Annotated in this window: 25 protein-coding genes, 1 pseudogene and 1 riboswitch; of the genes and pseudogenes, 12 read left to right on the top strand and 14 right to left on the bottom strand. The window is 69.3% G+C overall.

What is annotated here, in order from left to right:
* Nucleotides 1-23: 23 nt before the first annotated feature.
* From ACIN94_RS25905 to ACIN94_RS25895, 3 genes are read right to left on the bottom strand one after another with little or no spacing between them, the layout of a single operon-like run.
* Nucleotides 24-971: a VWA domain-containing protein gene (locus ACIN94_RS25905; protein ID WP_400710944.1), complete on the bottom strand. Its 948-nt coding sequence runs from the start codon at nucleotides 969-971 to the stop codon at nucleotides 24-26.
* Nucleotides 968-1,930: a DUF58 domain-containing protein gene (locus tag ACIN94_RS25900; protein ID WP_400710941.1), complete on the bottom strand. Its 963-nt coding sequence runs from the start codon at nucleotides 1,928-1,930 to the stop codon at nucleotides 968-970. The genes ACIN94_RS25905 and ACIN94_RS25900 overlap by 4 nt, the downstream gene beginning before the upstream one ends.
* Nucleotides 1,927-2,931 (bottom strand): AAA family ATPase, encoded by a 1,005-nt coding sequence (locus ACIN94_RS25895; protein WP_400710938.1) that lies wholly within the window; start codon nucleotides 2,929-2,931, stop codon nucleotides 1,927-1,929. Before ACIN94_RS25895 ends, ACIN94_RS25900 begins: the two co-directional genes overlap by 4 nt.
* Nucleotides 2,932-3,012: 81 nt before the next feature.
* On the opposite strand from ACIN94_RS25895, the gene ACIN94_RS25890 reads away from it, so the two are divergent.
* From ACIN94_RS25890 to ACIN94_RS25880, 3 genes are all read left to right on the top strand, one after another.
* Nucleotides 3,013-3,798 (top strand): hypothetical protein, encoded by a 786-nt coding sequence (locus tag ACIN94_RS25890; protein WP_400710935.1) that lies wholly within the window; start codon nucleotides 3,013-3,015, stop codon nucleotides 3,796-3,798.
* A 187-nt stretch (nucleotides 3,799-3,985) separates the two neighbouring features.
* Nucleotides 3,986-5,647 carry a catalase gene (locus ACIN94_RS25885; protein WP_400710932.1) on the top strand — a complete coding sequence of 554 codons (1,662 nt, stop codon included), beginning with the start codon at nucleotides 3,986-3,988 and terminating at the stop codon, nucleotides 5,645-5,647.
* A gap of 210 nt (nucleotides 5,648-5,857) precedes the next feature.
* Nucleotides 5,858-6,100, top strand: coding sequence for a WhiB family transcriptional regulator (locus tag ACIN94_RS25880; RefSeq protein ID WP_400711015.1), 243 nt, complete (start codon nucleotides 5,858-5,860; stop codon nucleotides 6,098-6,100).
* Here ACIN94_RS25880 and ACIN94_RS25875 read toward each other — a convergent pair.
* Nucleotides 6,001-6,243 (bottom strand): hypothetical protein, encoded by a 243-nt coding sequence (locus tag ACIN94_RS25875; protein WP_400711021.1) that lies wholly within the window; start codon nucleotides 6,241-6,243, stop codon nucleotides 6,001-6,003. The two genes, ACIN94_RS25880 and ACIN94_RS25875, sit on opposite strands and share 100 nt — an antisense overlap.
* Here ACIN94_RS25875 and ACIN94_RS25870 point away from each other — a divergent pair.
* On the top strand, nucleotides 6,139-6,393 hold the full coding sequence (locus tag ACIN94_RS25870; protein ID WP_400710929.1) for a hypothetical protein: 255 nt from the start codon (nucleotides 6,139-6,141) through the stop codon (nucleotides 6,391-6,393). The genes ACIN94_RS25875 and ACIN94_RS25870 overlap by 105 nt on opposite strands.
* A 4-nt stretch (nucleotides 6,394-6,397) precedes the next feature.
* Here ACIN94_RS25870 and ACIN94_RS25865 read toward each other — a convergent pair whose 3' ends face one another.
* From ACIN94_RS25865 to ACIN94_RS25845, 5 genes and pseudogenes are all read right to left on the bottom strand, one after another.
* Nucleotides 6,398-7,453: an ATP-binding protein gene (locus tag ACIN94_RS25865; RefSeq protein ID WP_400710926.1), complete on the bottom strand. Its 1,056-nt coding sequence runs from the start codon at nucleotides 7,451-7,453 to the stop codon at nucleotides 6,398-6,400.
* A complete protein-coding gene (kaiC, locus tag ACIN94_RS25860) occupies nucleotides 7,453-8,994 on the bottom strand; it encodes a circadian clock protein KaiC (protein WP_400710923.1) in 1,542 nt (513 codons plus the stop codon). Before kaiC ends, ACIN94_RS25865 begins: the two co-directional genes overlap by 1 nt.
* Nucleotides 8,991-9,314: a circadian clock KaiB family protein gene (locus ACIN94_RS25855; protein ID WP_400710920.1), complete on the bottom strand. Its 324-nt coding sequence runs from the start codon at nucleotides 9,312-9,314 to the stop codon at nucleotides 8,991-8,993. The genes kaiC and ACIN94_RS25855 overlap by 4 nt, the downstream gene beginning before the upstream one ends.
* Before the next feature lie 174 nt (nucleotides 9,315-9,488).
* Complete coding sequence (locus ACIN94_RS25850) at nucleotides 9,489-9,806, bottom strand: hypothetical protein (RefSeq protein ID WP_400710917.1); 318 nt, start codon at nucleotides 9,804-9,806, stop codon at nucleotides 9,489-9,491.
* Nucleotides 9,807-9,925: 119 nt separating this feature from the next.
* Nucleotides 9,926-10,246 (bottom strand): annotated as a pseudogene (locus tag ACIN94_RS25845) (catalase); the annotation flags it as partial.
* Nucleotides 10,247-10,453: 207 nt separating this feature from the next.
* On the opposite strand from ACIN94_RS25845, the gene ACIN94_RS25840 reads away from it, so the two are divergent.
* The gene (locus ACIN94_RS25840) at nucleotides 10,454-12,769 is read left to right on the top strand and encodes a phosphoketolase (RefSeq protein ID WP_400710914.1); all 2,316 of its coding nucleotides are present in this window, start codon (nucleotides 10,454-10,456) and stop codon (nucleotides 12,767-12,769) included.
* A 142-nt stretch (nucleotides 12,770-12,911) separates the two neighbouring features.
* Here the strand turns inward: ACIN94_RS25840 and ACIN94_RS25835 are convergent, their stop codons facing one another.
* The gene (locus tag ACIN94_RS25835) at nucleotides 12,912-13,199 is read right to left on the bottom strand and encodes a Fe-S cluster assembly protein HesB (RefSeq protein ID WP_400710911.1); all 288 of its coding nucleotides are present in this window, start codon (nucleotides 13,197-13,199) and stop codon (nucleotides 12,912-12,914) included.
* 235 nt (nucleotides 13,200-13,434) lie between these two features.
* Here ACIN94_RS25835 and ACIN94_RS25830 point away from each other — a divergent pair, with 235 nt between their 5' ends.
* The 6 genes from ACIN94_RS25830 to ACIN94_RS25805 all read left to right on the top strand — a co-directional run bounded on the left by ACIN94_RS25830 (nucleotide 13,435) and on the right by ACIN94_RS25805 (nucleotide 21,300).
* Nucleotides 13,435-14,853 (top strand): ABC transporter substrate-binding protein, encoded by a 1,419-nt coding sequence (locus ACIN94_RS25830; protein ID WP_400710908.1) that lies wholly within the window; start codon nucleotides 13,435-13,437, stop codon nucleotides 14,851-14,853.
* A 73-nt stretch (nucleotides 14,854-14,926) separates the two neighbouring features.
* The gene (locus ACIN94_RS25825) at nucleotides 14,927-15,844 is read left to right on the top strand and encodes a carbohydrate ABC transporter permease (RefSeq protein WP_400710905.1); all 918 of its coding nucleotides are present in this window, start codon (nucleotides 14,927-14,929) and stop codon (nucleotides 15,842-15,844) included.
* A gap of 141 nt (nucleotides 15,845-15,985) precedes the next feature.
* Nucleotides 15,986-16,846 carry a carbohydrate ABC transporter permease gene (locus ACIN94_RS25820; RefSeq protein ID WP_400710902.1) on the top strand — a complete coding sequence of 287 codons (861 nt, stop codon included), beginning with the start codon at nucleotides 15,986-15,988 and terminating at the stop codon, nucleotides 16,844-16,846.
* Nucleotides 16,847-16,885: 39 nt separating this feature from the next.
* A complete protein-coding gene (locus ACIN94_RS25815; protein WP_400710899.1) occupies nucleotides 16,886-18,487 on the top strand; it encodes a glycoside hydrolase family 13 protein in 1,602 nt (533 codons plus the stop codon).
* Between the two features lie 239 nt (nucleotides 18,488-18,726).
* Nucleotides 18,727-20,412 (top strand): SulP family inorganic anion transporter, encoded by a 1,686-nt coding sequence (locus ACIN94_RS25810; RefSeq protein ID WP_400710896.1) that lies wholly within the window; start codon nucleotides 18,727-18,729, stop codon nucleotides 20,410-20,412.
* A gap of 129 nt (nucleotides 20,413-20,541) precedes the next feature.
* A complete protein-coding gene (locus tag ACIN94_RS25805) occupies nucleotides 20,542-21,300 on the top strand; it encodes a TSUP family transporter (protein WP_400710894.1) in 759 nt (252 codons plus the stop codon).
* Nucleotides 21,301-21,331: 31 nt separating this feature from the next.
* On the opposite strand, the gene ACIN94_RS25800 is transcribed toward ACIN94_RS25805, so the two are convergent.
* Nucleotides 21,332-22,513 (bottom strand): MFS transporter, encoded by a 1,182-nt coding sequence (locus tag ACIN94_RS25800; protein ID WP_400710892.1) that lies wholly within the window; start codon nucleotides 22,511-22,513, stop codon nucleotides 21,332-21,334.
* 16 nt (nucleotides 22,514-22,529) lie between these two features.
* Nucleotides 22,530-23,288, bottom strand: a complete 759-nt coding sequence (locus ACIN94_RS25795) for a DeoR/GlpR family DNA-binding transcription regulator (RefSeq protein ID WP_400710890.1) — start codon at nucleotides 23,286-23,288, stop codon at nucleotides 22,530-22,532.
* Between the two features lie 57 nt (nucleotides 23,289-23,345).
* Between ACIN94_RS25795 and ACIN94_RS25790 the strand changes: the two genes are divergently transcribed.
* The gene (locus tag ACIN94_RS25790; protein WP_400710888.1) at nucleotides 23,346-24,335 is read left to right on the top strand and encodes a helix-turn-helix transcriptional regulator; all 990 of its coding nucleotides are present in this window, start codon (nucleotides 23,346-23,348) and stop codon (nucleotides 24,333-24,335) included.
* Nucleotides 24,336-24,372: 37 nt separating this feature from the next.
* Here the strand turns inward: ACIN94_RS25790 and ACIN94_RS25785 are convergent, their stop codons facing one another.
* Both ACIN94_RS25785 and ACIN94_RS25780 read right to left on the bottom strand, forming a co-directional pair.
* Nucleotides 24,373-24,558, bottom strand: a complete 186-nt coding sequence (locus ACIN94_RS25785) for a hypothetical protein (protein WP_400710885.1) — start codon at nucleotides 24,556-24,558, stop codon at nucleotides 24,373-24,375.
* 263 nt (nucleotides 24,559-24,821) lie between these two features.
* Nucleotides 24,822-24,991, bottom strand: a riboswitch (M-box (ykoK) riboswitch).
* Nucleotides 24,992-25,187: 196 nt separating this feature from the next.
* Nucleotides 25,188-26,567: a nitrate/sulfonate/bicarbonate ABC transporter ATP-binding protein gene (locus ACIN94_RS25780; protein ID WP_400710882.1), complete on the bottom strand. Its 1,380-nt coding sequence runs from the start codon at nucleotides 26,565-26,567 to the stop codon at nucleotides 25,188-25,190.
* Nucleotides 26,568-26,584: the final 17 nt, after the last annotated feature.

Below are 26,584 nucleotides of genomic sequence, written 5' to 3'. Positions count from 1 at the left end.
CGTTACCAATGGCCGGCACCAGGTCAGGGCAGCCGCGATCCCAGCAGCAGGGCCGCCGCGGCGGCCAGCAGGCCGGTCAGGAAGGCCGCCACGACGAACCACTGGCTGATCTCCTGGTGGACCGTCCGGTAGCCGAGAGAGGTACCGATCTGCTCGTACACCTCCCGGAGCTGGCTGTCCGACTCCGCCTCGTAGGCCCGGCCGGAGGTACCCCCCGCCAGGGTCTGCAACGTGGTCTTGTTCACCGGCACGTTCACGGGGCGGCCGTCGATCGAGACGGTGCCGTCCTGGGTGCCGTAGGCGATCGTGGAGATCGGCACGTGCGCGCTCGTGGCCGCGTCGATCGCCTCGGCCACCGACCGGCCCGAGGTATTGTCCCCGTCGGACAGCAGCACGATCGCCGCGGGCGGCGGATCGGTGACCGCCCGCTGGTCGAAGGAACGGATCGAGTCGAGGGAGCTGAACACCGCCTCACCGATGGCGGTGCCCGCCCGGGTGGTCAGGTTGCCGAGCGCGGTGGACACCGCCTGGTGGTCGGTGGTGGGGGAGACCACGACCGAGGCCGAGCGGGCAAAGGCGACCACTCCGACGTTGAAGCGTTCCGGCAGGTTCTTGACGAACTTCTGGGCGGCCTCCTTGGCGGCGGCGATCCGGGTGGGCCGGACGTCGGCGGCCTCCATCGACAGCGAGACGTCCAGCGCGATGATGATGGTCGCGCGGTCACGGGGCACCCGCACCGAGTCGGCCGGCCGGGCCGCGCCGACGGCCAACAGGCTCATCATCAGCAGAAACAGGGCCGGGGCGACGTGCCGTCGCCAGCCCGGTCCTTCAGGGACCACCAGTGCCAGCAGCGGCAGGTTGGTGAAGCGCAGCGCGTAGCGGCGCCGGGCGAACTGGGCGGCCACGTAGCCCGCCACGGTCAGCGCGAGTACAGCGAACAACCACAGCAGGACCGGAGAGAGGAAGGTCACCGCGCCACTCCTGCGCTCGGGTGCCGGTGCGTCAGATGTGCCATGCGCCGCTGCCGCAGCACGAACTGGGCGATGTCGAAGATCCAGTCATGGTCGGTGCGCAGCACCAGGTGCGCCACCCCGCAGCGGCGCAGCGCCATCCGGGTCACCGCCCGCTGGGCGGCGGCCGCCTGCGCGTAGGCCGCGCGCACCTTGGGGGTGAGCTGGATCCGGCGGCTCCGCCCGGACTCCGGGTCGGTCAGGGTGACCAGCCCCACCGGGGGCAGCTCCAGTTCGCGTGGGTCGATCACCTCGATGGCCAGCACCTGATGGCGGGTGGCCAGGCGGCGGATCGGCCGTTCCCAGGGCAGTTCCAGGCCGGGGTCGAGGGTGGGGCCGGCGTCCAGGAAATCGGAGACGATCACCCGCATGCCGCGCCGCCGCCGTGCCGAGGCGAGCACGTCGATCGCCTCGGCGAGGTCGGGGGCGCCGGCGACCGGCCGTCCCCGAGGGGCTTCCATCAGGGAGTGCAGCAGGCCGTACAGGGCGGAACGGCCCCCTCTGGCGGGCATCCGGTGGATGTACTCGTCGTGCAGGACGTAGGCGCCGAAACGGTTGCCGATCCGGCCGGTCAGGAAGCCGACCGCCCCGATCGTGGCCACCACCAGGTCCCGCTTCTCCATCGTGGCGGTGCCGAAGTCCATGCTGGGCGACAGATCGGCCAGCGCCCAGGTCTCCAGCTCCCGGTCGGCGATCAGGTCCCGCACGTGCGGGACGGTCGTGCGGGCGGTCACCGCCCAGTCCATCCGGCGGATGTCGTCCTCGCCGGGGACATAGACCCGGCTGTCACCGTACTCGCTGCCCGGGCCGGGGAGAAGTCCCTGGTAGGAGCCGTGCAGCAGCCCGTCCAGCCGGCGGACGATGGTCAGTTCGAGCCGGCGCAGCGCCTGTTCGGCGGTACTCATGGCAGGCGTGGTCATCGGGGGCCCTGGTTCCACACCACCAGGGGCGGCGGGACGACGGCCAGGATCTGCCTGACCACGTCCTCGGGGTCGACCCCGTCGGCCAGCGCGTCGAAGCTGAGCATCAGCCGGTGGGACATCACGTCCACGGCGACGTCGCGGACGTCGTCAGGGAGCAGGTAGTCGCGGCCTCGCAGCAGGGCCAGGCCACGCCCGGCGGCGATCAGGCCGAGCGTGGCGCGGGGACTGACCCCGATCTCGATGTTCTCCTCCAGCTCGGTCAGGCCGTACTCGCCGGGGGAGCGGGTGGCCATCACCAGCCGGACCACGTAGTCGGCGACGAGCTGGTGCACCGAGACCTGGTCGGCCATCGCCTGCAGCGCGGTCAGCTGCGCGGGGTCGAGCACGGCCCTGGGCGTGGGAGGGGTCACGCTCATCCGGTGCAGGATCTCCAGTTCCTCGTGGGCGTTGGGATGGACAACGCGGATCTTGAAGAGGAACCGGTCGCGCTGGACCTCCGGGAGCGGGTAGACGCCCTCGGACTCGATCGGGTTCTGGGTGGCCATCACGATGAACGGCCTGGGCAGCGGGTGCGTCTGCCCGGCCAGGGACACCTGCCGCTCGGCCATGACCTCCAGCAGCGCGGACTGCACCTTGGCCGGGGCGCGGTTGATCTCGTCGGCGAGCAGGAAATTGACGAACACCGGGCCGAGTTCGACGTCGAACGCCTCACGGGAGGGATGGTAGACCCGGGTTCCCACGATGTCGCTGGGGACCAGGTCGGGGGTGAACTGGATGCGGGCGAACGCGCCGCCGACCACGGTGGCCAGCGTGGAGGCGGCCAGGGTCTTGGCGACGCCCGGCACGCCCTCCAGCAGGCAGTGGCCACGGGCGAGGAGCGCCACCAGGAGCCGCTCCACCATGTGCTCCTGGCCCACGATGACCCGCCGGACCTCGGCCAGGGCCTCGCGCAGCAGTCCGGTGCCGGTCTCGCTCGGCAGTTCTTCGGCGACGGTCATGTTGATATTCCACCAAACGAAAAGCCGGGCCGCATACCGGCGGGGTGCGTATTTTCCTGTTAGTACCCACGGAGGAGCCGTGTGATCGTCGCCGTGTGCTTTCATGGCAGCGTGGCCAGTCCGCTCCAGTATGGTGACCCGCCCCATCTGGGGCCTTTCATCCTCCAGGCTCGCCTGCGGGTGGGGCCGGCGGGGCTGGTCTACCTCGGGCAGGGGTCGGACGGCCGGGTGGTTTCGGTTGCGGTGCTGACCAGGGGTGCCGCGCTCGACCCGGTGGCCCGCGACCGGTTCGTCACCGGGATCCGCGAGGCGACGGGCGTCCGTCCGGGCGTGCGGGGGTGGATGGCCAGGGCGACGCGCGGCCGGGGTGCGGTGGTCGGCGCGGTGCCGCAGGTGCTGGCCATGGACGGTGGCAGTGCGCCGTGGGTGGCCACGCCGTACGAACCAGGCCGGGCGGGAGCGGAGCGTTTCCTCGAACCGGTGCTGGTGGGCGGCATGCTCATCGGCGAACGGCACGGCCCGGACTTCGCGCCCCACTGGGTGAGCGATCGCTCGCCCGCGCTGCCCGCCCCGCCCAAGGCCGCGCCACCGCCCACCGAGACGCGCCGGTCGGTGATCGTCGCCGGGGCCGTGCTGACCGTGTTGCTGGTGCTGCTGACCGTGATGACCTGGTTGCTGTTCCGCCGGTACGAGGATGTCCAGCCGCCGCCGAGGCCGTTGCCGCCGACGATGTTCGTGCCCACCCCGCCGCCGGTCCCGGTGTCGCCGGAGCCGGGGCAGCCCACCACGTCGTCGTCTCCTTCGTGGAACGAGACGGGAAATCCGGGGCCTCGACCGGGTGACGGGGACGACGGCTCGCCCATCTAGGACGGCGGCCCGGTGACCTCCGGTCCTTCCGGCGGCAGTGACGGGACACCATTCAAGTGATCTTCCCTCTTGCGGAGATTCTTTTCCTTTAGTGCTATAAAGCGCTTTTTGTCGGAGATGGGAGGGGTGTGTGCCGACAGGGATCGGTACGCCGGAAAGGGATTACCGCAAGGAGGGAAGCGTCATCATGACGGATGTGTCGGGTACGGGGCCCCAGCCTGGTGACGAGCGACCGGTGCTGACCAATCGGCAGGGGCATCCGGTCTACGACAACCAGAACCAGCGCACGGTCGGTGCGCGGGGCCCGGCCACGCTGGAGAACTACCAGTTCCTGGAGAAGATCAGCCACTTCGACCGGGAGCGGATCCCCGAGCGGGTGGTGCACGCCCGCGGGGTGACCTCCTATGGATACTTCGAGGCCTACGGCAAGCTGGGTGACGGACCGATCAGCCGCTACACCAGGGCGAAGCTGTTCCAGGAGGCGGGCAAGCGGACCGACGTGGCCGTACGGTTCTCCACCGTGATCGGCGGCAGGGACTCCTCCGAGGCGGCGCGTGACCCACGCGGGTTCGCGGTGAAGTTCTACACCGAGGACGGCAACTGGGACCTCGTCGGGAACGACCTGGCGGTCTTCTTCATCAGGGACGCCATCAAGTTCCCCGACGTGATCCACTCGCTCAAGCCCGACCCGGTGACCTTCCGGCAGGAGCCCAACCGGATCTTCGACTTCATGTCGCAGACGCCGGAGAGCATGCACATGCTGGTGAACCTGTTCAGCCCGCGGGGCATCCCGGCCGACTACCGCCACATGCAGGGATTCGGCGTCAACACCTACCGGTGGGTCAACCAGGAAGGCGAGACGCACCTGGTGAAGTACCACTGGATGCCCAAGCAGGGGGTGCGGAGCATGACCGCCGCTGACGCGGCGGCCGTACAGGGGCAGGAGCTGGGACACGCCACCAAGGACCTGCACGAGGCGATCGACCGCGGTGACTTCCCCGAGTGGGAACTGCTGGTGCAGATCATGACCGACGAGGACCATCCCGAGCTGGACTTCGACCCGCTGGACGACACCAAGGTGTGGCCGGAGAACGAGTTCCCGCCTCTGCCGGTCGGCCGGATGGTCCTCAACCGGAACGTGGCCAACACCTTCGCCGAGAACGAGCAGATCTCCTTCGGTACCGGCGTCCTGATCGACGGGCTCGACTTCTCCGACGACAAGATGCTGTTGGGCCGGACGTTCTCCTACAGCGACACCCAGCGCCACCGGGTGGGCCCGAACTACCTGCAACTGCCGGTCAACCAGGCCAAGCACGCCAAGGTGCGCACCAACCAGCGCGACGGCCAGATGACCTATCACGTCGACGGCGAGGGGGAGAGCCCGCACGTCAACTACGAGCCGTCCATCACCGGCGGACTGCGCGAGGCGCCTCGCCCCGGCCACGACGAGCAGGGCCCGGTCGTCTCCGGGCGGTTGACCCGCAAGCGCATCCCGAGGACCAACGACTACGCCCAGGCCGGTCAGCGCTACCTGCTGATGGAGCAGTGGGAGCGCGACGACCTCGTGCTGAACCTCGTCACCATGCTGTCGGACGCCGTGCGTCCCGTCCAGGAGCGCATGGTCTGGCATTTCCTGATGGTCGAGGACGACCTCGGGCTGCGGGTCGGGGAGGGACTCGGGATCGGCCCCGAGGACGTGGCCCACCTCGAGCCGCTGACGACCCAGGAGCTGAGCGAGGAGGAGCGCGGCCGGCTGTCCAACCTGGGCAAGAACGGTCCGCGTGACGTGAGCGGCCTGAAGATGACCCAGTGCGTCCCCAACGAGCGGGCGCGCATGGTGGCCGGGTGACGGCGCCGGTCAACGCCGGGGGAGAGGGGCTCTCCCCCGGCACCTGGGCTGCGGGAAAGCTGAGGTCAAGGCTGTGTGATTTTTCATCCGAAAAGGTATGAATGTGTTCTCTGTGGGCACCCGATCCAGAAGCTGAGTCGCCAAACCGCCGAGCTTCTCCACTTTCATTGGATCTCGCATATGTCTAGCCAGGGCAATGTCGTTCCCATCATTCACTGGTCCCGCCGCTCCTCCTGTCTCGACGAGGATCCCGAACTTTTCTTCCCCGTCTCCTCCGAGGGACCCGGGCGCGTGCAGTACGAACAGGCCAAGGCCGTCTGCCGCCGCTGCCCGGTACGGCTGCGCTGCCTGGACTACGCTCTGAACACCCACCAGATGTACGGCGTGTGGGGAGGTACCACCCCCGAGGAGCGCAGGGCCGCCATGTCGGCGGTGCCGCTCAGCGCGAGATAGCCGCCGCTCACACCGGTATCCGTGCTCTGCACCGGGTCGTGGTCCTGGCTGAGGGCGGGGGCCTCGGCGGGCGGCTCGACCCCGACGCCCTCGGCGACCAGGACGGCCAGGGCGTGGTCGACGTGGTTGAGGTTGCGGTCCACCCCCTCCGGTTGATCGGGACCTGCGAGAAGTTCGGACCGCCGAGCCTGTCACGCTTCAAGATCTACTTCGGGAAGATCAATTCATTCGACCGGTTGGGATCAAGGAGCTCTTCTCTCCGCATTCTTTATGGCCTCCATCCAGGCGGGTGAACGCTCAAGACGGTGGTGTCTGGGGTAGGCGGAGGCAAAAGCAAGCACCTGCTTTCTCGCCCGGTTCGTAGTAGGCGTCGCCGCTGTTGGCCCGGGCGAGGCTGCGGACGATCCACAGCCCCAGCCCCGAGCCTTTGGTCTCCCGTGCGCGGTGCGGGCTACGGCTGAAGCGCTTGAACAGGCTCGGCACGAACTCCTCGGGCACGCCGGGCCCGTTGTCGCACACCTTGATCTCCACACCGCCGGGCTGCTCGGCCACCTGTATCTCGATCGGTGGGGTTCCGTAGGCGAAGGCGTTCTCCAGATAGTTGACCACCATCTCCGACAACTCGCCGCGATCTGCCAAGACCCGGACTTCGGGATCGCAGGATACGTACACGTCTCGGGGCCGATCGGCGAACTCGGCCAGTCGCTCGAGGACCATCTCCAGCACCGGCACCGGCTCCACGTAGGCGTGCGAGACCTTCGCGTCGATCTTCGCCACGGTGAGGAGCTTCTTGACCAAGTCCTGGAGACGGGCCGTGCGATCCGCGATGCGGCCGAGGACGTCGGTTCGCTCCTCCTCGGTGAACCTCTCCCGGGGGTCACGCAGCATGTCCACCAGCTGGCCGATCCCCGTCAGCGGGTTGCGGACCTCATGGGCCGCCACGGCGATCACCGAGCCCCGGCGTTCGAGTTCGGCTTCGAGCTGTTGTTCGGCCTGCCGCCGGAGGGTGACGTCGCGCAGCGCGGCGACGTGCAAGCGTTCTCCTGCCACCGTCGTGGTGGTGGCGCGCATCTCGACCACCCGCGTCCGGCTGTCGGGCAGCATCAGGTCGATCTCGGTCGATTCGCCGGCGACGACCGGATAGCCGAACGGGGTGCCGAGGAGTTCGCCCGATGTCCGGCCCATCAGCTCCTCGGCGGCGGGGTTGCAGATCCGGATCACACCGCGATCGTCGACCGCGACGACCCCGTCCGCCGACGCCGACATGACCATCTGCCCGGCGTCGCGCCCGAGATTCGCGGGCCGCGTCGGTTCGGTTTCCGGCCTCCGTCCGCCGTCGTGAGGCTTACCCATCAGGTCTCATCCGGGTGGTCCGTCCGTTCCTCGGCCGTTCCGCGGTCCGGGTCGACCGGCCACCGCTGGCCGGATGGCAGCACAGCGGTTTCGGCGAGCACGCGGAAGACGCCGGGACAGGGGCCACCGATGTGCATGCCGGCACCGTCGATGCTGACCTGGCGGATGGTGTGGTCATGTGCCGAGCCCCGCGTCTGCAGGACGGTGATGGCACGCTGGACCGCAGCCGCCCCCTCGATGTAGTGCAGCAGGATCGTCACGTCGGTGAGGCTGGCGATCTCCGTGATCGGCGCCGTGAACATCGGCGTTCCCACACCGATCGGTGCGGAGGTGAACAGGGTCGTGATCTCGTGCTGCCGCGCCAACCCGCCCAGTGCGATCACGAAGTCGAGCAGCGTCCGTGGCGTCGCCCTCCGCTCCAGGGCGGAGAGACCGTCGATGACGAGCCGGGTGGGCGCGAAGTCCGTGATGTCTCTGCTGACCCGCAGGAAATGGTCCTCCACCGAGGCCACTTCCGGATACGCGGCGGTGACCCGGAGCAGTCCCGAGGTCTCCATGACGTCCAGGTCGAGACCCCAGCCGGCGGCGTTGCGGCTGAGTTGCTCGCGAGTCTCGTCGAAGACGTGGAACAGGCAGCGTTCGCCCGCCCGGAATGCGGCATCCGCGAACTGCAGGGCCGACAGCGTCTTTCCGGCGCCGAGCGGCCCGGTGAGCAGGGCGACCGCGTCCCGAAAGATGCCGCCGCCCACCATGGCGTCCAGCTCGAGGTTGCCGGTGGAGACCCGCTCCTGCGACGCACGCACGCCTGGGGCGAGGAACGCGAGCGGGATGATGACCAATCCGTCTTTCGGGTCGATGGTGAACAGCCACTCCCCGGTACGGTGCGTGGTGCCGCGGAACTTGGCCACCTCCATCGTCCGGCGCCGCCTTTCGTTCCGCAGGACGTTTCGCAGGATCACGACATTGTCCAGGACGAACTCCTCGACGCCATGCCGGGAAACGTGGCCGTACTCCTCGTCGCGTTCGGTGGTCAGGACCGAGGTGACGTCGAGCGACTCCAGGACCCGGGCGAGCCGATGCAACTCGTGGCGAATGAGCTCGCGGTCGCGGAAGCGGATGAAGAACGCCCCGAGCGAATCCAAGGAGAGCCGTTTGGCGCCGATCTCGCGCACGGCGCGATCGACGCGGGCCATCAGCGCGCCGAGGTCGTACGTCCCGATGGAGAGCGTCTCCTCACCGGTGTCCTCCGAGGCGTCGACGAACATCCACTTTCCGTCGGTCTCCCAGCGCGCGATGTCGAAGCCCAGGGAGCCGGCGTTGCGGCGGATGCCGTCGGGCGTCTCGTCGAAGGCGACGAATACCCCGGGTTCGCCGAAGCGCATGACGCCCCGGGCGAGGAACTCGAGGGCGAACAGCGTCTTCCCGCTGCCGGTCGTGCCGGTCACGAGCGTGGACCGGCCGGCGGGAAGCCCACCGATGGCGACCTCGTCGAAGCCGCTGATACCGGTAGGTGTCCGCTCAATCGCGGCGCCGCCCGTCATTGTGCCCCCCCTTGGGGGGATAATCTGTCCACGCCGGGCAGGTCGAGGAAAGCGGCGACCTGGCCTTGGTCGGACAGATCCCCGATGACCCGGAACCTCGGGGGCGGCTTGATCCTGATCACGGTGGGGGTGGCCAAAATGCGTTCCTCCTCCGCAAGATCCGGCCGTTCGGCGGCATCGATGACCTCGATCTCATGGCAGCCGGGAAGATAGGTCTCGCACAGGACCCGTAGATTCGCCACCGCGGTCAGCGACCGCGGTGTCTGCCCGACCACGTACAACCTGAACGAGTAGGTCACCACCGACCTCAACACCGCCATGTCGTCAATAACTCGTGATCCGGGCCAATGGGGCCCCCTTCACGACACCTCCCGCGCCACGTCGACCCGTGGCGGCCGGCACGCTCATAACGTCCTTAGCCACTTTCGCTCGGCGCCGGCCGGTCCAGGCCCCCGTCAAGGCCCGAAATACCCCGCTGGCCGGCCCGTAAACAGTCAGTGATCTCCGGCCGTGCGTTCGGAGATGCACTGAGGCATCCCCCCGGGCTCGGTGGCATGATCCGGTTTCGCGCGCTTTGAACCAGACCAGGCCCTGGCCGCCGTCACGCTGATGTACGAACACGCCGGACTGCGCATCGCCGTCAAGCGCGCCCGCATCCCCGACCTGGCGAACCGGACGCGCTCACCCCCGCCCAGCAGGGCGCCGTCGAACGCGCGGACGCCCGCCGCGGCGCCCGTGACCAGGCCCGTCGCCGTGCTGCTGTACGGCGGCGCCCGCGTCGCCGAATGCGCCCGCCTGGAGAGTGAGGACATCGCCATCACCGCCCGCACCGGAACCATCCGGCTACACGGCAAGGACGACGAGGTCCGCACCGTCCCGCTGCCCGCACCCGCCCGGGCACGCCTATCAGCCTGGCTCCTGCAACGCGGCAACCAACCCGGCCCGCTATGGAGAAGCGGGTGAAGACCGGGGTGCGCAGTTGCGGCGTGATGAGGAAAGCCGCCGAGGTGAAGGCGGTCAGCGAGTCGTCGTAGACCTCGAAGTAGCCGTGGGCGCCCGCTCCGCGGGCGTGCACCACCCGCTCGGGGATCCGCTCGTGGTCGAAGCGGGTGATCTTCTCCCGGAACTGGAAGTCCTCCATCAGTGTCGGGCCCCGCTCGCCCACCTTGAGCGAGTTGTCGGTGTCGTCCACCCGTGTGCCCTGATAGGTGGTCAGAACGGTGCCCTTGAAGTCGACCCGCACCCCGTCCAGTTGCCGGTCCTTTTTCCGGCCCCGCTCACCAGTTCACCGATCCGGCCCGGACCGGCGGTGCCGCAGGAACCCGGGTCTGTCTCCCTTGCGCCTTTCGGTCTTGCCGTCGCCGGGGAGCGCGATCCGGTCTGCGGCGCCGAGCCGGGCGGACGGACGGATTCGGCGGCCGGGGGGTTCGAATCCCGCCCCGGAGGAACTGTCCGAGGTATGGATGCATTCGCACACGTCGATGCCTACTGGCGGGCGGCCAACTACCTGGCGGTTGGTCAGATCTATCTGCTGGACAACCCGCTGCTGACCGAGCCACTCTCTCCCGAGCACATCAAGCCCCGGCTGCTCGGGCACTGGGGGACCACCCCGGGGCTGAACTTCTGCTTCGCGCACCTCAACCGGATCATCCGGGAGCGCGACCAGGAAATGATCTACATCGCCGGGCCCGGGCACGGCGGTCCGGCAGCGGTGGCCCACGCGTGGCTTGAAGGCTCCTATACCGATAGATATCCGGACATCGGGCAGGACGCTGACGGCATGCGACGGCTGTTCCGGCAGTTCTCCTTCCCGGGCGGCATCCCCAGCCACGTCGCCCCCGAGGTTCCGGGCTCCATCCACGAGGGCGGCGAGCTCGGCTACTCGCTGACCCACGCCTACGGCGCGGCCTTCGACAACCCCGAACTGGTCGTGGCCTGTGTGATCGGCGACGGCGAGGCCGAGACCGGGCCGCTGGCCGCCAGCTGGCACTCCGGCAAGTTCCTCAACCCCGGGCACGACGGCACCGTCCTGCCGATCCTGCACCTGAACGGCTACAAGATCGCCAATCCGACCGTCCTGGCCCGCATCCCCGAGAGCGAACTGGTCAAGCTCATCGAGGGGTACGGCTACCGCCCCCACATCGTCTCCGGCGATGACCCGGCCGGCATGCACCCGCTGATGGCCGAGACTCTTGACCGGGTCTTCGACGAGATCACCGAGTTCAGGGACGGCCGGGCCGAGCGCCCTCCGATGATCGTGCTGCGCACGCCGAAGGGCTGGACCGGCCCGCGCATGGTGGACGGCCTCCCCGTGGAGGGCACCTGGCGGGCCCACCAGGTGCCGCTCTCCGAGGTCCGCCAGAACGCCGCCCACCGAGCGCTGCTGGAGGAGTGGATGCGCTCCTACCGGCCCGAGGAGCTCTTCGACGACCGGGGACGGCCCGTGGAGGAGATCCGCCGGACGGTGCCCGAAGGGCCGCGCCGGATGAGTGCCAACCCGCATGCCAACGGCGGTGAGCTGCTCAGACCGCTCCTGCTGCCCGGATTCCGCGACTACGCCGTCGAGGTCAAGGCCCCCGCGGTGCAGTCGAGCGAGCCGACCAGGGTCCTGGGCCGCTTCCTGCGGGACGTCATCGCCGCCAACCCCGGCACTTTCCGGCTGATGGGTCCCGACGAGACCGCCTCCAACCGGCTGTCGGCGGTGTTCGAGGTCACCGACCGGGCGTGGGACGCCGAGACGCTCCCGACCGACGAGCACCTCGGCCCGCGGGGCCGGGTCATGGAGGTGCTCAGCGAGCATCTGTGCCAGGGCTGGCTGGAGGGCTACCTGCTGACCGGCCGCCACGGCCTGTTCAACTGCTACGAGGCGTTCATCCACATCATCGACGCGATGTTCAACCAGCACGCCAAGTGGCTGGAGTCGTCCCGCAAGATCCCCTGGCGGCGGCCGGTCGCCTCGCTCAACTACCTGCTGTCGTCGCACGTGTGGCGGCAGGACCACAACGGCTTCAGCCACCAGGACCCGGGCTTCCTCGACGTGGTGATGAACAAGAAGGCCTCCGTGGTCCGGGTCTACCTGCCGCCGGACGCCAACACCCTGCTCTCGGTCACCGACCACTGCCTGCGCTCGCGCGACTACGTCAACCTCGTCGTGGCCGGCAAGCAGCCGGTTCTCGACCTGATGTCGATGGACGAGGCCGTCGCGCACTGCACCCGGGGTCTGGGCATCCTGGAGTGGGCCTCCAGCGACGCGGGAGCCGAGCCCGACGTGGTCCTGGCCTGCGCCGGTGACGTGCCCACGCTGGAGACCCTCGCCGCCGCCGCGCTGCTACGCGAGCACCTGCCCGAGCTGAGGGTCCGGGTGGTCAACGTCGTCGACCTGATGCGGCTGCAGCCCCCGTCGGAGCATCCGCACGGCATGCCCGACGCCGAGTTCGACACCGTGTTCACCGTCGACAGGCCGGTCATCTTCAACTTCCACGGCTACCCCTGGCTGATCCACCGGCTCACCTACCGGCGGCATGGGCACGACAACATCCACGTGCGCGGCTACAAGGAGGAGGGCACCACCACCACGCCGTTCGACATGGCCATGCTCAACGACATCGACCGCTTCCACCTGGTGATGGACGTCATCGACTGGGTGCCCGGCCTCGGGGCCAGGACCGCGCACCTGCGCCAGCACATGGGGGACGAGCGGCTGCGCGCCCGCGCCCACACCCGCGAATACGGTGAGGACCCGGCCGAGATCCGCGACTGGACCTGGCCGTACTGAGCCGGTGACCTCGGCCGTGCCGGATCGGCACGGCCGAGGTCACCGGGATCGGCGGACCTCCGGCCGCTTCCACCCCTGACCGGACGTCCGGGACAGGGTCCCGGCTGTTGTGAGGCCGGGGCCCCGCGGGTCTCGGCTGGTGTCAGGGGTGCTGCTCGGTGACGAGGAAGGCCACCGATCCTCCCTCGTCGATGTCCGCGTCCAGAGCCTTGTCGTCGAGCATGTCGGCGGCGGTGGCATCGAGGAAGATCCTCGCTCCTTCCGTCTCGACCACCTGGTCGTCGGATTCCGGGCCGTCCACGATCGAGAGCAGCAGGGATCCTGTGCCGTCAGCCTGCGAGGAGATGCGGACACCGGTATCGGCGGAGTCCGCTACCTGAGAGCTGAGGTCCCGGATCACCTGAGCAGCGGTGTCCGTCAATGTGAGCATTGTGACTCCTTGTCGGGATCGGTTGGGATTCTTCGCCCCTTCCCGCTCTGAACGACCCCAACCATCTCCCCTCGGATTCCCGCTCCCCGCACCGTTCTTTCCGGGGGGCTCTCCGTCGGTGCGGACGGGCGCGACGGATATGACTGTCATTTTTTTGCATCAAATACAACGGACTCTTGCTAGGTCCTGCACGTCTCTATATGTTTCTCGCAACCGACCCGCCAAGGAGCCCCCCGTGAAACCCCGCAACCTCTCGATGTTGCTCGCCGTGGGCATCGTTCTCACCGCCGCAGGTTGCGGCAGTGACAACGGTGGCGCCAAGCCTGCCGACACCCAGTCCGCCGACGCCAAGCCTGCCGACACCCAGTCCGCCGACACCCAGCCGGGCACCGCGGCCGCCGACGCCCCGGTCACGATCACCGTGGGCTGCCAGCCACCCAAGAGCAACCCGTTGGAGCGCACGGCGTGGGACGAGGACGTGGCCACGTTCCAGAAGCTGCACCCGAACATCACGATCAAGAGCAAGGACGCCTTCCCCTGCATCAACCCGGACACCTTCCAGGCCAAGCTGGCCGGCGGCACGATGGAGGACGTCTTCTACGTCTACTTCACCGACACCCAGAAGATCATCGCTGCCGGTCAGGCCGCCGACATCAGCCCGTACGTCAGCAGTGTCAGCAGACTGGGCGACCTGCGGCCCGACGTCCTGAGCGTCTTCAAGGACGGCGAGAAGACCTACGGCCTCCCCCGGACCAACTACTCGACGGGCCTGGTCTACAACCGGAAACTGTTCACCCAGGCCGGCCTGGACCCCGAAGCCCCGCCCAAGACCTGGGCCGAGGTGCAGGCCGCGGCCAAGAAGATCGCCGCGCTCGGCCCCGGCTACGTCGGGTTCGGCGAGTACAGCGCGGGCAACACCGGCGGCTGGCACTTCACCGCCTCCCTCTACGGCCGTGGCGGTGAGATGGTCGGCCCCGACGGCAAGACGGCCGCCTTCAACAGCCCCGAGGGCAAGGCGGTCCTTTCGAACCTCAAGCAGATGCGCTGGACCGACAACAGCATGGGCGCCAAGCAGCTCCTGCAGTGGGCGGACCTGATGCGCATGATGGGCGGCGGCAAGCTCGGCATGATGATCGGCGCCCCGGACGTCGTCCAGTCGGTCAACAACGACTTCAAGGGCAAGTTCGACGACTACGGCGTGGCGGCGCTGCCGGAGGCCACGCACTCGCTCAGCGGCGGTGACGGCTACATGTTCAATCCCAAGGCCACGCCCGAGCAGATCAAGGCCGGTCTCCTCTGGCTGGAGTTCCACGAGCTGACCCCGGGCCAGGGGCAGTTCAACTACGAGCGGTCCAAGAGCCAGGGACGCCCGGTCGGCCTCCCCATCCCGGACCTGTACGGTGCGACCGCCCCCGGCAAGGAGATCGTCGACCTGCGCACGGAGTTCGCCACCGTGCCGGTGCAGAACTTCGCTCCCTACGCGGAGGGCTCGGCGACGATCCAGAACAAGCTCGAGCCGCCGAAGGCCCAGGAGCTCTACGCCATCCTCGACGTGGCCATGTCGGCGGTGCTGACCAGGCAGGACGCCGACATCGACAAGCTGCTCGCCGACGCCGAGGCGAAGGCCAACAAGGTGCTGGCCAAGTCCAGCTGACCCCCCCTGAGACCCGGGGCGCCGACCGACGGGTCGGCACCCCGGAAGTTACGTCGAGATCGGAAGTCAACCGATGACCACAATGACCGTGAAGGGGTCACGGCGGCGGAGCCAGGGGGCGTTCCGGCGCGTCGTACGGCGCAACCTCACGGCGTACGGCTTCCTCTGCGGGGCGCTGATCTGCTTCGCGTTCTTCTCCTGGTATCCGATGGTGCGGGAGATCCTGCTCAGCTTCCAGCAGACGAACTTCGTCGACGATCCCACCTGGGCGGGGCTGGAGAACTTCCGCACGGTGGCTGAGGATCCCGCGTTCGCCGACGCGTGGATCAACACCGCGGCGTTCACCGGCCTGGCGCTCGTCTTCGGCTACGCCGTACCGTTCGCGGCGGCGATCATCCTCAATGAGCTGCGCCATGCGAAGGCGTACCTCAGGTTCGTGGTGTACCTGCCGGTGATGCTGCCGCCGGCCGTCGGCGTGCTGCTGTTCAAGTGGTTCTACGACCCCGGCCCCGGCCTGTTCAACCAGATCCTGGACCTGGCGCACCTCCCGGCGCTGAGCTGGCTGGACTCCACCGACACCGCGCTGATCTCGCTGGTCGCCGTCTCCACCTGGATGAACCTGGGCACCGGCACCCTGATCTACCTCGCGGCGCTGCAGAGCATCCCGGGCGAGCTGTACGAGGCGGCCGAACTGGATGGAGCCGGGCTTTTCAAGCGGGTCTGGCATGTGACGATCCCGCAGACCAAGCTGATCCTGCTGGTGATGCTGCTGCTGCAGATCGTCGCGACCATGCAGGTCTTCATCGAGCCGTATCTGATGACCGGCGGCGGCCCGGAGAACGCGACGCTCACCGTCGCGTATCTGATGTACCAGTACGCCTTCAACTTCGGGGACTTCGGCGCCGGGGGCGCACTCGGGCTGATGCTCATGCTCGTCCTGATGGTGTTCTCCGCCTTCTACCTGCGTATCTCGCGGGACAACCAGAGCTAGGGGGCAGTAGCCCACATGTCGAACGTCACCGTTCAACCGAGCCGCCCGGCCCCCGGCGCACGGCCGGACTCCGCCCCGGCCAGGGCCGGGCGTCGCACTCGCGGGCGGCGCGGGCGGGAGCCCGCGCCGCAGTTTCGCGGAGTGGTCTCCCCGCACACGCTGAAGTCTCCCCGGGGGCGGGTGATCTACTGGACCGTGCTGGTCGTAGTGGTGGCGAGCTTCACCGCCGCCTTCGTGTTCCCGCTCTACTGGATGGTCACCGGGGCGCTGAGGTCGCCCGAGGAGCTCGCCCAGATGCCGCCCAGCCTCTTCCCCGAGTCGGTCGACTTCGAGGTGTACGCCGAGGCGTGGGACCAGCTGAACCTGGGCCGGTTCCTCGGCAACACGCTCCTTTACGCCGGCGGTGCCCTGCTGTTCACGCTGGCCGTCGACGTCACGGCCGCCTACGCCCTGTCCAAGCTGCGGCCCGTGCTGGGCAACGTGGTTCTGGGCCTGATGCTGGCCACACTGATGATCCCGCCGATGGTCATCCTGTTGCCCGCCTACCTGACGGTCAAAGACCTGCCGATCCTCGGCTGGGACCTGCTGAACACGCCGTGGGCGATCTGGCTCCCCGCGGCGGCCAACGGGTTCTACATCTTCCTGCTGAAGCGTTTCTTCGACTCGATCCCCAGGGAACTGCTCGAAGCCGCCCAGATCGACGGCGCCTCCGCGACCCGCATCCTGTGGTCGATCGTGCTGCCCGTCTCCCGGCCGATCATCGGCGTGGTGTCCATCCTCTCGGTGGTCACCGTCTGGAAGGATTTCGTCTGGCCGCTGCTCGTGCTGCCGGACAGCGAGAACATGTCGATCAGCGTGGGCATCGCCTCACTGTCGGCCCAGATGCCGCAGAACGTCCTCATCGCCGCACTGGTCATCGCGAGCCTTCCGGCCATCATCGTCTTCTTCGTCTTCCAGCGCAGCATCATGGCCGGCCTGACCGCCGGCAGTCTCAAGGGCTGACCTCGTCACCCACCCTCAACCGCAAGGAGTTGTCCCGGCATGTCTGCAACGTGGTGGCGGGGAGCCGCGATCTACCAGGTCTATCTGCGGAGTTTCGCCGACGGCAACGGCGACGGTATCGGCGACCTCGCGGGTCTCCGAGCACGCCTGCCGTACCTCTCCGACCTGGGAGTCGACGCGATCTGGCTCAACCCCTGGTATCCCTCGCCGATGGCCGACGGCGGCTACGACGTGGCCGACTACCGCGACATCGAACCGGCCTTCGGCACGCTCGCCGAGGCGGAGAAGTTCATCGAGGAGGCGCACGCCCTCGGCATCAGGACGATCATCGACATCGTCCCCAACCACGGCTCCGACCAGCAGGACTGGTTCATCCAGGCGCTGGCGGCCGGCCCCGGTTCCGCCGAGCGCGGACGGTTCTGGTTCAGCCCCGGCCGCGGCGAGCACGGGGAGCTGCCGCCGAACGACTGGCAGTCGATCTTCGGTGGCCCGGCCTGGACCCGGGTGGCCGACGGGGAGTGGTACCTGCACCTGTTCGCCCCCGAGCAGCCCGACTTCAACTGGACCAACCCGGAGGTCGTCGAGGAGTTCCACGGCGTGCTGCGGTTCTGGTTCGACCGGGGCGTCGACGGCATCCGGATCGACTCGGCCGCCGTGCTCCTCAAGGACTTCGACAGTGCCGAGGAGTCCTACACCGACCACGACGGGGTCCACGACATCTACCGCGCCTGGCGTCAGGTGGCCGAGGAGTACGGCCAGCGGATCCTGATCGGTGAGGTGTGGCTGCCCGACCACGAGCGGTTCGCCCTCTACCTGCGGCCCGATGAGATGCACACCGCGTTCAACTTCGACTTCCTGTCCTGCTCCTGGGACGCCGCCGCGCTGCGCCGCTCGATCGACACCACGCTGGCCACCCACGCCCCCGTCGGCGCTCCGCCGACCTGGGTGCTGTCCAACCACGACGTCCCGCGCCCGGTGACCAGGTACGGCCGGGAGATCACCTCCTTCGACCACGGCGAGCGCCGCGACGGAGCGCCGTCGGACCTGGTGCTGGGCGAGCGCAGGGCCAGGGCGGCGGCGCTGCTGGCCATGGCGCTGCCCGGCGGTGTCTACGTCTACCAGGGCGAGGAACTGGGCCTGCCCGAGGTCGACGACATCCCCGGCGAGCTGCGCCAGGACCCCATCTGGACCCGCTCGGGGCACACCGTCCCCGGCCGCGACGGCTGCCGGGTACCGCTGCCCTGGTCCGGCGACGAGCGCCCGTTCGGCTTCGGCACAGGCGAGCCCTGGCTGCCGCAGCCGGCCGCCTGGAAGAAGCTGACGGCCGAGGCCCAGACCGGCGATCCCGCCTCCATGCTCTCCCTCTACCGGAGCGCGCTGCGGGTGCGCCGCGAGGAGCTCGGCGACGGCACGCTGAACTGGCTCGACACCGAAGACGGCGTGCTGGCCTTCACCCGCGAGTCAGGCCTCACCTGCGTGGTCAACCTCAGTCCCGAGCCGGTACGGCTGCCGCCCCGCGGAGAGGTGCTGCTGGCCAGCGGCCCGCTCACCGGTGAGCGGCTTCCCGCCGACACCGCCGTGTGGCTCCGGGCGGAGCCGGAGCGGCCGGCCTTCGCACCCTCGGGGGAAACGCCGGCATGAGCGTGTCCTCCCAGGGCTGGAGCGCCACTGCCCTTGCGGCTGCTCAGACCGTCGGGAACACTCCGCCCGCTGACTTACAATATGAAGAATTGCGCAATTAACTACTTCATAATGATACTGTGCCGTGGTGCGCAGGAGCTGAGCTGACATACGGCAGGTGAGGGCATGAGCGAGTTCGCGGCAGAACTACGGGCACGCATCGGCGAGGTCGACGCCGAGCTGCGCGCGCGGGCCCGCTGATGAGGCAGACCGTCCCCGGCGCGCGGGCGCGCGCCGTCCTGGCCGGCCTGCTGCCCCGGCGGGCGGACTGGACGCCCGCGCGGCGTAATCCGCGCCGTGACCTGCTGGCTGGGCTGACCGTGGCGATCGTGGCGCTCCCGCTGGCGCTGGCCTTCGGGGTCAGTTCCGGGCTGGGTGCTCAAGCAGGCCTGGCCACCGCGATCGTGGCCGGGATCCTTGCGGCCGTCTTCGGCGGCAGCAACCTGCAGGTGTCCGGACCGACCGGCGCGATGACCGTGGTGCTGGTGCCGATCGTGCACCGGTTCGGCGCCGGCGGTGTGCTGATGGTCGGACTGCTGGCCGGGGCGATACTCGTTGGGCTCGCCGTGGCGAAGACCGGCCGCTTTATCCAGTTCGTGCCTGCTCCGGTCATCGAGGGGTTCACCGCGGGGATCGCCGTGGTGATCGCTCTGCAGCAGGTCCCCGCCGCGCTGGGGATCGCCGGGGTGGACGGTGAGCGGGTCTGGCAGGTGGCCTTCGAAGCGGCCGCCCGCTACGTCGCCACTCCCGACCCGGTGCCTTTGGTCATGGCGCTGGCGGTGGCCGGGCTCATGCTGGCCGGGGGCCGACGCCGGCCCGGCGTGCCGTTCTCGCTGATCGGTGTGGTCCTGGCGACGGTGATCGCCGAGGCCGGTGGGCTGGATGTGGCCCGGATCGGAGCGTTGCCGGTCACGTTGCCCGCTCCGTCGCTGGGTTTCGTCGACCTCGGGACGCTCTCCGCGTTGCTTCCCTCCGCGCTGGCCGTGGCCGCGCTGGCCGCGCTGGAGAGCCTGCTGTGCGCCTCGGTCGCCGACGCGATGAGCGTCGGCGAAAAACACGATCCCGACAGAGAGCTGTTCGGCCAGGGCATCGCCAACCTGGCGGCTCCGCTGTTCGGCGGCGTCCCGGCCACCGCGGCGATCGCCCGTACCGCGGTCAACGTCCGCTCCGGCGCCCAGTCCCGGCTGGCCGCCCTCTCCCACGCGGTGGTGCTGGCGGTGATCGTGCTGGCCGCTTCCGGGCTTGTCGGGCGCATTCCGCTGGCCGCGCTGGCCGGGGTGCTGCTGGCCACGACCGTGCGCATGGTCGAGGTCGCCTCCATGCGGGCGATCGCCCGGGCGACGCGGGGCGATGCGCTGGTGTTGACGCTGACCTTCATCGTCACGGTCGCGCTCGACCTGGTGACCGCGGTCGCCGTCGGCATCGGCGTGGCGATCGTCCTGGCGCTGCGTGCGATCGCCCGGACCGTGCAGGTCGAGCAGGTGCCTTTGGAGGCCGGCGACCACAGCCAGGAGGAACAGCGGCTGCTGGCCGAGCACATCGTCGCCTACCGCTTCGACGGCCCGCTGTTCTTCGCCGCCGCCCACCGTTTCCTGCTGGAGTTGTCGAAGGTCGCCGACGTGCGCGTGGTCATCTTGCGCATGTCCCGGGTAAGTACCATCGACGCCACTGGCGCGCAGGTCCTGGGGGATGTGATCACCCGGCTGGAACGCCGCGGCATCACCGTGCTGCTGTCGGGCATCCGGCCCGGTCACGATCACGTCCTGGCCGCGCTCGGGGTGGCCGACCATCTGCGCCAAGACGGTCTGATCTTCCCCGACACCCCCACCGCCATCAAGCACGCGCGCGGCCTTGTCACCGGTCTCTCCCCGGCGCCGTCGGTGTGATCCCCCGCCCCGCTGAGGCGCGGGGGTGGGGGCGCGGCCGTCCTGCGATGGGGGGACCGCCTTCCCCGGCGGGGGAGGTGCCGATACGCTCTGCCCGGCGGACAGGTGATTCGGGGGCTCTGTGTGGATATGGCGGAGATCGTGCTGCTGTGCGTGGCGGCGACCGGGGCGGGATGGGTCGACGCCGTGGTCGGCGGGGGAGGGCTGCTGCAGCTTCCCGCGCTCATCATGGCCGGCCTCTCGCCGGTCCAGGCGTTGGCCACCAACAAGTTCGCCGCCATCTTCGGCACGGCGTCGGCGGCCGTGACCTACGCCAGGACCACCAAGATCGACAGGCGGGTGGCGGTGCCCGCCGGGCTGGGGGCGGTGGTCTTCGCCGGGCTCGGCGCGTCGGTGGCGGCGGCGATCTCCAGGGACGTGCTCATTCCGCTGGTCATGATCGCCCTGGTGGGCGTGGCGCTGTTCGTCACCTTCCGCCCGGCCTTCGGTACCCATCCCCAGTCTCATCTGCGCACCCGTGCCAGAGCCCTGACCGCGATCGCCGTCACCGGCGCGGGGGTCGCCTTCTACGACGGCATCCTGGGCCCCGGCACGGGCACCTTCCTGATCATCTCTTTCACCATGATCCTGGGCATGGACTTCGTGGCGGGCTCGGCCCACTCCAAGATCATAAACTCCTGTACGAATCTGGGCGCCCTGCTGGTCTTCGCCTACCAGGGGCACGTGCTGTGGCTGCTCGGACTGGCCATGGCCGTCTGCAACATCGCCGGCGCCCAGCTCGGGGCTCGGATGGCCCTGCGTGGAGGGGCCGGGTTCGTGCGCGCCGTCCTGCTCTGCGTGGTGGTCGCGATGGCGGCCAAGCTCGGTTATGAGACGTTCCTGGCGTGACCGCGTCCCGGCCAACCCCTGCCTTATTGATCTACTTTGTAAAGGCCGTGGGTCGGAGCGCGGACGCCGCCACCGCCACAAAAGCCGCCAGCAGTGCGGGAATGACGAGGGCGCGGGGCAGGCCCACCAGTTCGGCCACGCCGCCGATCAGCACCGGGCCGGCAAGGAAGCCCACATACGCCAGGCTCGCCACCCGGGCCAGAGCCTGCCCGGCGCGGGCCGGATCGCGGCGCCCGGCGGCGGAGAAGACCTGGGGGACGATGCACGACAGACCCGCACCGAAACAGCCGAAGCCGATGACCCCGGCCACCGGATGATCGATCAGCAGGCCGAGCCCGAGTCCTGAGGCGGCCAGCAGGCCGCAGCCGCGCACCAGCGTCACCGGACCCAGGAGGGTGGTCAGCCGGTCTCCCGCGAGGCGGCCGGCGGTCATCATGACGGAGAACGCGGCATAGGCCGCCGCGGCGAACCCGGCTGAGCTGCCGAGGTCGTCGCGCAGATAGACCGAGCTCCAGTCGGCCGAGGCCCCCTCGCCGATCGTGCAGCAGATCCCCAGCACGCCCAGGAGCAGCAGGCCGTGGTTCTTACCCGCCGTGCCGGGGGCGCCGTCGGCGACGGTCTGCCGGGAGGGCTCGGGAGTGAGGGTGAGCGCCCAGCGGGAGGCCCACAGCGCCAGCGCGGCGATGACGGCCGCCACGATGGTGAAGGTGGCCGCGGGGGTGAGCCCGGCGTGCGCGAGCAGCCCGCCCACCGCCGCGCCGAGGAACCCGCCGATGCTGAACACCGCGTGGAAGGAGGACATGAGCGGCCGTCCCGCCGCCTGCTCGACCTCGACGGCGTTGGCGTTCATCGCCACGTCGAGGATGCCGTGCACCATGCCGAAGGCGAACAGCGCGATCGCCAGACCGGTCAGGTTCGGCATGAAGGCCGGGACGACGAGGACCACGCTCTGTGCGAAGGCCACTGGCAGCATCACCTTGACGCTGCCGTAGCGGCCGATCAGCCGGCCCACCACCTGCATGCCTGTGATCGCCCCGGCGGCGATGCCGAGCAGTCCGAGGCTGAGCCGGCCGTCGCTCAGCTCCAGCCCCTGTTTGATGGAGGGGATCCGTGCTGTCCAGGTGCCGATGGCCATGCCGGCCATCAAAAAGAGCAGGCAGGCCGCGACCCGGCCACGGACGAGCGTGCCGCGCTCGAAGGCGGTGACGTGCATGAAGGGGGGGCTCCAGTCAGACGGTGCGGACCATCACGCCCGCCGCGGTGAGAGCGTCGTGCTCGGCCGGGGGGAGTGCGGTGTCGGTGACGACCATGTCGAGGCGGTCCAGGGAGCAGACGGCGCCGAAGGCGGTGCGGGTGAACTTGCCGGAGTCGGTGGCGACGACCACCCGGCGGGCCGAGGCGATCGCCGCCTGCTTGACGGCGACGTCGGGCAGGTCGTGGGCGGTCACGCCGTGCTCGGCCGACAGGCCGCAGCAGCCGATGACGGCGGTGTCGAAGCGCAGGGAGCGGATGGCGTTCTCGGTCAGGGGGCCGGAGAAGCTGAGCTCGCCGGGGCGCACCTCGCCTCCGGAGAGCACCAGGCGGATCCGCGGCGCCGTACTCAGCTCCTGGGCGGACTGCAGGGAGAGTGGCAGGACGGTCAGGCGGCGGTCGCGGATCGCGCGGGCGATCTCCAGGTTGGTGGTGCCGCCGTCCAGCAGCACGGCCTCGCCGTCGACGAGGAGGGAGGCGACCTCGGTGGCGATGCGCCGCTTGGCCTCCACCGCCTCGCGCTCGCGGACCCCGAAGGGCGGTTCCTCCCCGCGCAGCAGCAGGCTCACCGCGCCGCCGCGCACCCGGCGCACCACGCCCTGCTGGGCGAGCTCGTCGAGGTCGCGGCGGATGGTCATCTCCGACACCGCGTGTTCGGCCGCCAGCTCCGCCACCGACACGGTGTCGCTGACGCGCAGCGCGGACATGATCGCTCGAATCCGATCAACACTCTCCACGTGTTCATTTGAACACGGTGAATGTGAGATTGGCAATCGTGCGGGACAATGACCGTCATGCGCGCGAGTCGTCTGTTGTCACTCCTGCTGCTCCTGCAGACCCGGGAGCGGATGACGGCCACCGAGCTGGCCCAGGAGCTGGAGGTCTCGATCCGGACGGTCTACCGGGACGTGGAGGCCCTGTCGTCGGCCGGCGTCCCCGTCTACGCCGAGCGTGGTCCCGCCGGGGGATACCGGTTGCTGGACGGCTATCGCACCCGTCTCAACGGGCTGACCGCCGAGGAGGCCTCCTCGCTGTTTCTGGCCGGGCTGCCCGGTCCGGCCGCCGAGCTCGGGCTGGGTGAGCCGGCCGCGGCCGCCGAGCTGAAAATGCTCGCCGCGCTGCCCCCCGAGCCGCGGTTTCACGCCGCCCGGATGCGCGAGCGCTTCCACCTGGACGTCCCGGGCTGGTACCGCGGCGCCGACGAGGCGCCCTTTCTGGGAGAGGTCGCCGAGGCGGTGTGGGACCAGCGGCCGGTGCGCATGACCTACCGCCGCTGGGGCCCGCGCGATGTCGAGCGCCTGGCCCATCCCTACGGCCTCGTCCTCAAGGGCGGGTCGTGGTACATGGTGGCCGTCGCCGACGGCGGGGGAGCGCCGCGCACCTACCGGGTGTCGCGGATCGTCGCCGCCCAGCTCCTCGACGGCCGCTTCGACCGGCCCGGCGGCTTCGACCTGGCCGCCTACTGGGAGAGCTACACGGCCGACTTCCAGACCCGGATGTACACCGGGCAGGCCCTGGTGCGGATGGCGCCCGGCATCGAGGACATGCTGCGCCACACCGTCGGCGCCGAGGTCGGCAACGCCGCGCTGGCCGAGGCCGGTCCGCCCGACGAGCACGGCTGGGTCGTGCTGCGCCTGCCGATCGAGTCCGTCAGGCACGCCCACTGGCTGCTGTTGCGCCTGGGGGCCGACATCGAGGTCCTGGAGCCTGCGGAGCTGCGCGCCCGGATGGCCGCCACGGTCGCCGAGCTCGCCGGGCTGTACGGCGGTGCGCTCCCGGATTAGGCCCGCCACCCGGGCCCGCGTGGGTGTGTGTGGGTGTTCAGCTCTGCAGGGCATGCTGGGCCAGCTTCAGCCCGAGCTGGAGCCCGAGCTGGAGCAGAATCCCCGCTCCGCAGGCTCCGGCTATCGCGAGCGTGACAGTCTCCACCAGCGGGAGCAGGGAGCGTGTGGACTCGGCAAGGTCACCCTGCAGCGCCAGCCACGGAATCGTGATGGTAATCGTCATGACGGATCCTCCCGTCCGCGCCTTATGCGGCGGCTCGATGTGCACCCGTCACGCGATGTGCCGGTTGAACCCCGTTCGAAGCCGACCGATCTCAGAGGGAGTCAGGTCAGCCGAGGCGCGTCGGACGCGTCGGGTGCAACGGAATGGTGGGACAGATGATGATGATGATGACTGCTGTCGGGACTCATCCCGCTCACCTCCTCGCGTTCACGCCAGGCCCTCGGGAAACGCGTGGCCGAAGGCGCCGGACGGTGCTCACCGCGGACGCACCCCTCACGTAAGAGCTTCGGCACTGCATGGCGTGATCCCCGCAGGGGAAGCCACCTGGGGTCACCCCTTAAGCCGGGGAGACCTGTCCTGACCCGGGACGTCTCTCGACGAATGGGGTCAGTGGCCTGTGTCCACACAGAAGCCTCACCGAACGAGGTGCGACAACTTCAGTAAACCTACGGCCCGGCATCTTGTCAAGCAGTTGCGCAAGTAAGAAAGGGTGGAGCGGTGTGCCTCGGGCAAGGACGCGGACCATGGCGGCATCGCCACGGCCCGTCCGTGGTGGCCGAGGTGATGGAGCGCATCGCCACGATCGTGTCCCGCCGGGGGCGGCTTCTGAGTCTCGGGGGGCAGGAGGCTCAGAAACCACCGGTCCATGAGGTGCCGGGGCCGGGGAGCCGCTTGGCGGCGCGGGCCGGATCGAGCAGGTATTCCTCGTGGTTGGCGTCGTAGGAGTACAGCTCGGCGTAGCGGCCCCAGCCGGTGGCGACCTCCAGTTGCTGGGTGACCTGCTCGCTGGTGTAGTGGTGGGCGAGCACGTCGCGAAAGAAGCCGCCGCGCAGCCCGCCATCGGCGCTGTTTTCCAAACTGGTGGTGATGAAGCGGATCAGGGGCACCTCCACGGCGGCGTCTGCGAAGATCTGCTTGGAGGTCTGCACATCGGCCTCAGAGAAAGCCCGCCCCTGGCCGGTCAGCCCGACCTGAGCGCCCTCGACCTGAGCGAAGCCGAGCAGTTCCAGGGCGTCGATCAAAGGAAGCAGGTCATCGACTTCAAGACCGAGTTCGTCGGTCAGTTCGGCCAGGTCGAGGCGGCCGTCGTGGCGTTGCAGGATCTCGGCCAGGCCGGACAGTCCGTCCACGCTGGCAGCGGGCAGCGGGGTGTTGGCCGGGGTCCGCCTGCCCCGGGCCGGTTCGGCGGGCAGGCCCGGGAGAGGCTGGGGGCTGTCGGCGGGGCGGCCGGTCATGGTGCGGTAGATGGCGTCGATGAGCTTGCCGAACTCCGCCGCGCCGCGGTCGCGAGGACGATCAAGAGAGATGTCGTAGCTGGCCCGGATGGTGCCGCAGGGGCGGGAGCCGAGCACGATCACCCGGTCCGCCATCAGGACGGCCTCCTCGATGTTGTGGGTGACCACGACGATGGCGTGGGTGGGGAACTCGCCGGAGGCCCACAGTTCCAGCAGTTCGCCGCGGAGGTTCTCGGCGGTGAGAACGTCCAGTGCGGAGAACGGCTCGTCCATCAGCAGCACGTCCGGCTCGACCACCAGCGCGCGGGCGAATCCGACCCGCTGGCGCATGCCGCCGGACAGTTCCTTGGGGTAGGCCGACTCGAATCCATCCAATCCGATCAGGTCGATGGCCTTGAGAGCCGCCTCCCTGCGCGCGGTGGCGCTCATGCCGCGCGCCTCCAGTCCCACCTCCACATTCTGCTGGACGGTCAGCCACGGCAACAGCGCGAAGGTCTGGAACACCATGGCGGTGCCCGGGTTGGCGCCGGTCAGGGGTCTGCCCCGATAGGTCGCGGTGCCGGAGCTGGGCGGAATCAGCCCGGCCAGGCAGCGCAGCAGCGTGGATTTGCCGGATCCGCTTTTTCCCAGCAAGGCGACGATCTCGCCCTCGCGGATGTCCAGGTCGATGCCGGCCAGCACCGGAAGGTCGCCGTCGGCGCCGGCGTAGCTCTTGGTCAGCGCGCGTACCGACAGTAGTTCCTGGCCCGCCGGGGTGGGGATGATTGTCGCCATCTCTTCATTCCTTATCA

The sequence above is a fragment of the Streptosporangium sp. NPDC087985 genome, assembly GCF_044741965.1.
Classification (GTDB): Bacteria; Actinomycetota; Actinomycetes; order Streptosporangiales; family Streptosporangiaceae; genus Streptosporangium.
Note: the sequence above shows the minus strand (reverse complement) of the source record. Positions and strands in the feature narration are given on the sequence as shown.

Excerpts from the sequence above, each read along its gene's own strand:
- ACIN94_RS25900 (WP_400710941.1), bottom strand. The coding sequence starts at position 1,930 with ATGACCACGCCTGCCATGAGTACCGCCGAACAGGCGCTGCGCCGGCTC.
- ACIN94_RS25895 (WP_400710938.1), bottom strand. The coding sequence starts at position 2,931 with ATGACCGTCGCCGAAGAACTGCCGAGCGAGACCGGCACCGGACTGCTG.
- ACIN94_RS25885 (WP_400710932.1), top strand. The coding sequence starts at position 3,986 with ATGACGGATGTGTCGGGTACGGGGCCCCAGCCTGGTGACGAGCGACCG.
- ACIN94_RS25865 (WP_400710926.1), bottom strand. The coding sequence starts at position 7,453 with ATGGGTAAGCCTCACGACGGCGGACGGAGGCCGGAAACCGAACCGACG.
- kaiC (WP_400710923.1), bottom strand. The coding sequence starts at position 8,994 with ATGACGGGCGGCGCCGCGATTGAGCGGACACCTACCGGTATCAGCGGC.
- ACIN94_RS25855 (WP_400710920.1), bottom strand. The coding sequence starts at position 9,314 with ATGGCGGTGTTGAGGTCGGTGGTGACCTACTCGTTCAGGTTGTACGTG.
- ACIN94_RS25850 (WP_400710917.1), bottom strand. The coding sequence starts at position 9,806 with ATGTCCTCACTCTCCAGGCGGGCGCATTCGGCGACGCGGGCGCCGCCG.
- ACIN94_RS25840 (WP_400710914.1), top strand. The coding sequence starts at position 10,454 with ATGGATGCATTCGCACACGTCGATGCCTACTGGCGGGCGGCCAACTAC.
- ACIN94_RS25835 (WP_400710911.1), bottom strand. The coding sequence starts at position 13,199 with ATGCTCACATTGACGGACACCGCTGCTCAGGTGATCCGGGACCTCAGC.
- ACIN94_RS25825 (WP_400710905.1), top strand. The coding sequence starts at position 14,927 with ATGACCACAATGACCGTGAAGGGGTCACGGCGGCGGAGCCAGGGGGCG.
- ACIN94_RS25815 (WP_400710899.1), top strand. The coding sequence starts at position 16,886 with ATGTCTGCAACGTGGTGGCGGGGAGCCGCGATCTACCAGGTCTATCTG.
- ACIN94_RS25810 (WP_400710896.1), top strand. The coding sequence starts at position 18,727 with ATGAGGCAGACCGTCCCCGGCGCGCGGGCGCGCGCCGTCCTGGCCGGC.
- ACIN94_RS25805 (WP_400710894.1), top strand. The coding sequence starts at position 20,542 with ATGGCGGAGATCGTGCTGCTGTGCGTGGCGGCGACCGGGGCGGGATGG.
- ACIN94_RS25800 (WP_400710892.1), bottom strand. The coding sequence starts at position 22,513 with ATGCACGTCACCGCCTTCGAGCGCGGCACGCTCGTCCGTGGCCGGGTC.
- ACIN94_RS25790 (WP_400710888.1), top strand. The coding sequence starts at position 23,346 with ATGCGCGCGAGTCGTCTGTTGTCACTCCTGCTGCTCCTGCAGACCCGG.
- ACIN94_RS25785 (WP_400710885.1), bottom strand. The coding sequence starts at position 24,558 with ATGACGATTACCATCACGATTCCGTGGCTGGCGCTGCAGGGTGACCTT.
- ACIN94_RS25780 (WP_400710882.1), bottom strand. The coding sequence starts at position 26,567 with ATGGCGACAATCATCCCCACCCCGGCGGGCCAGGAACTACTGTCGGTA.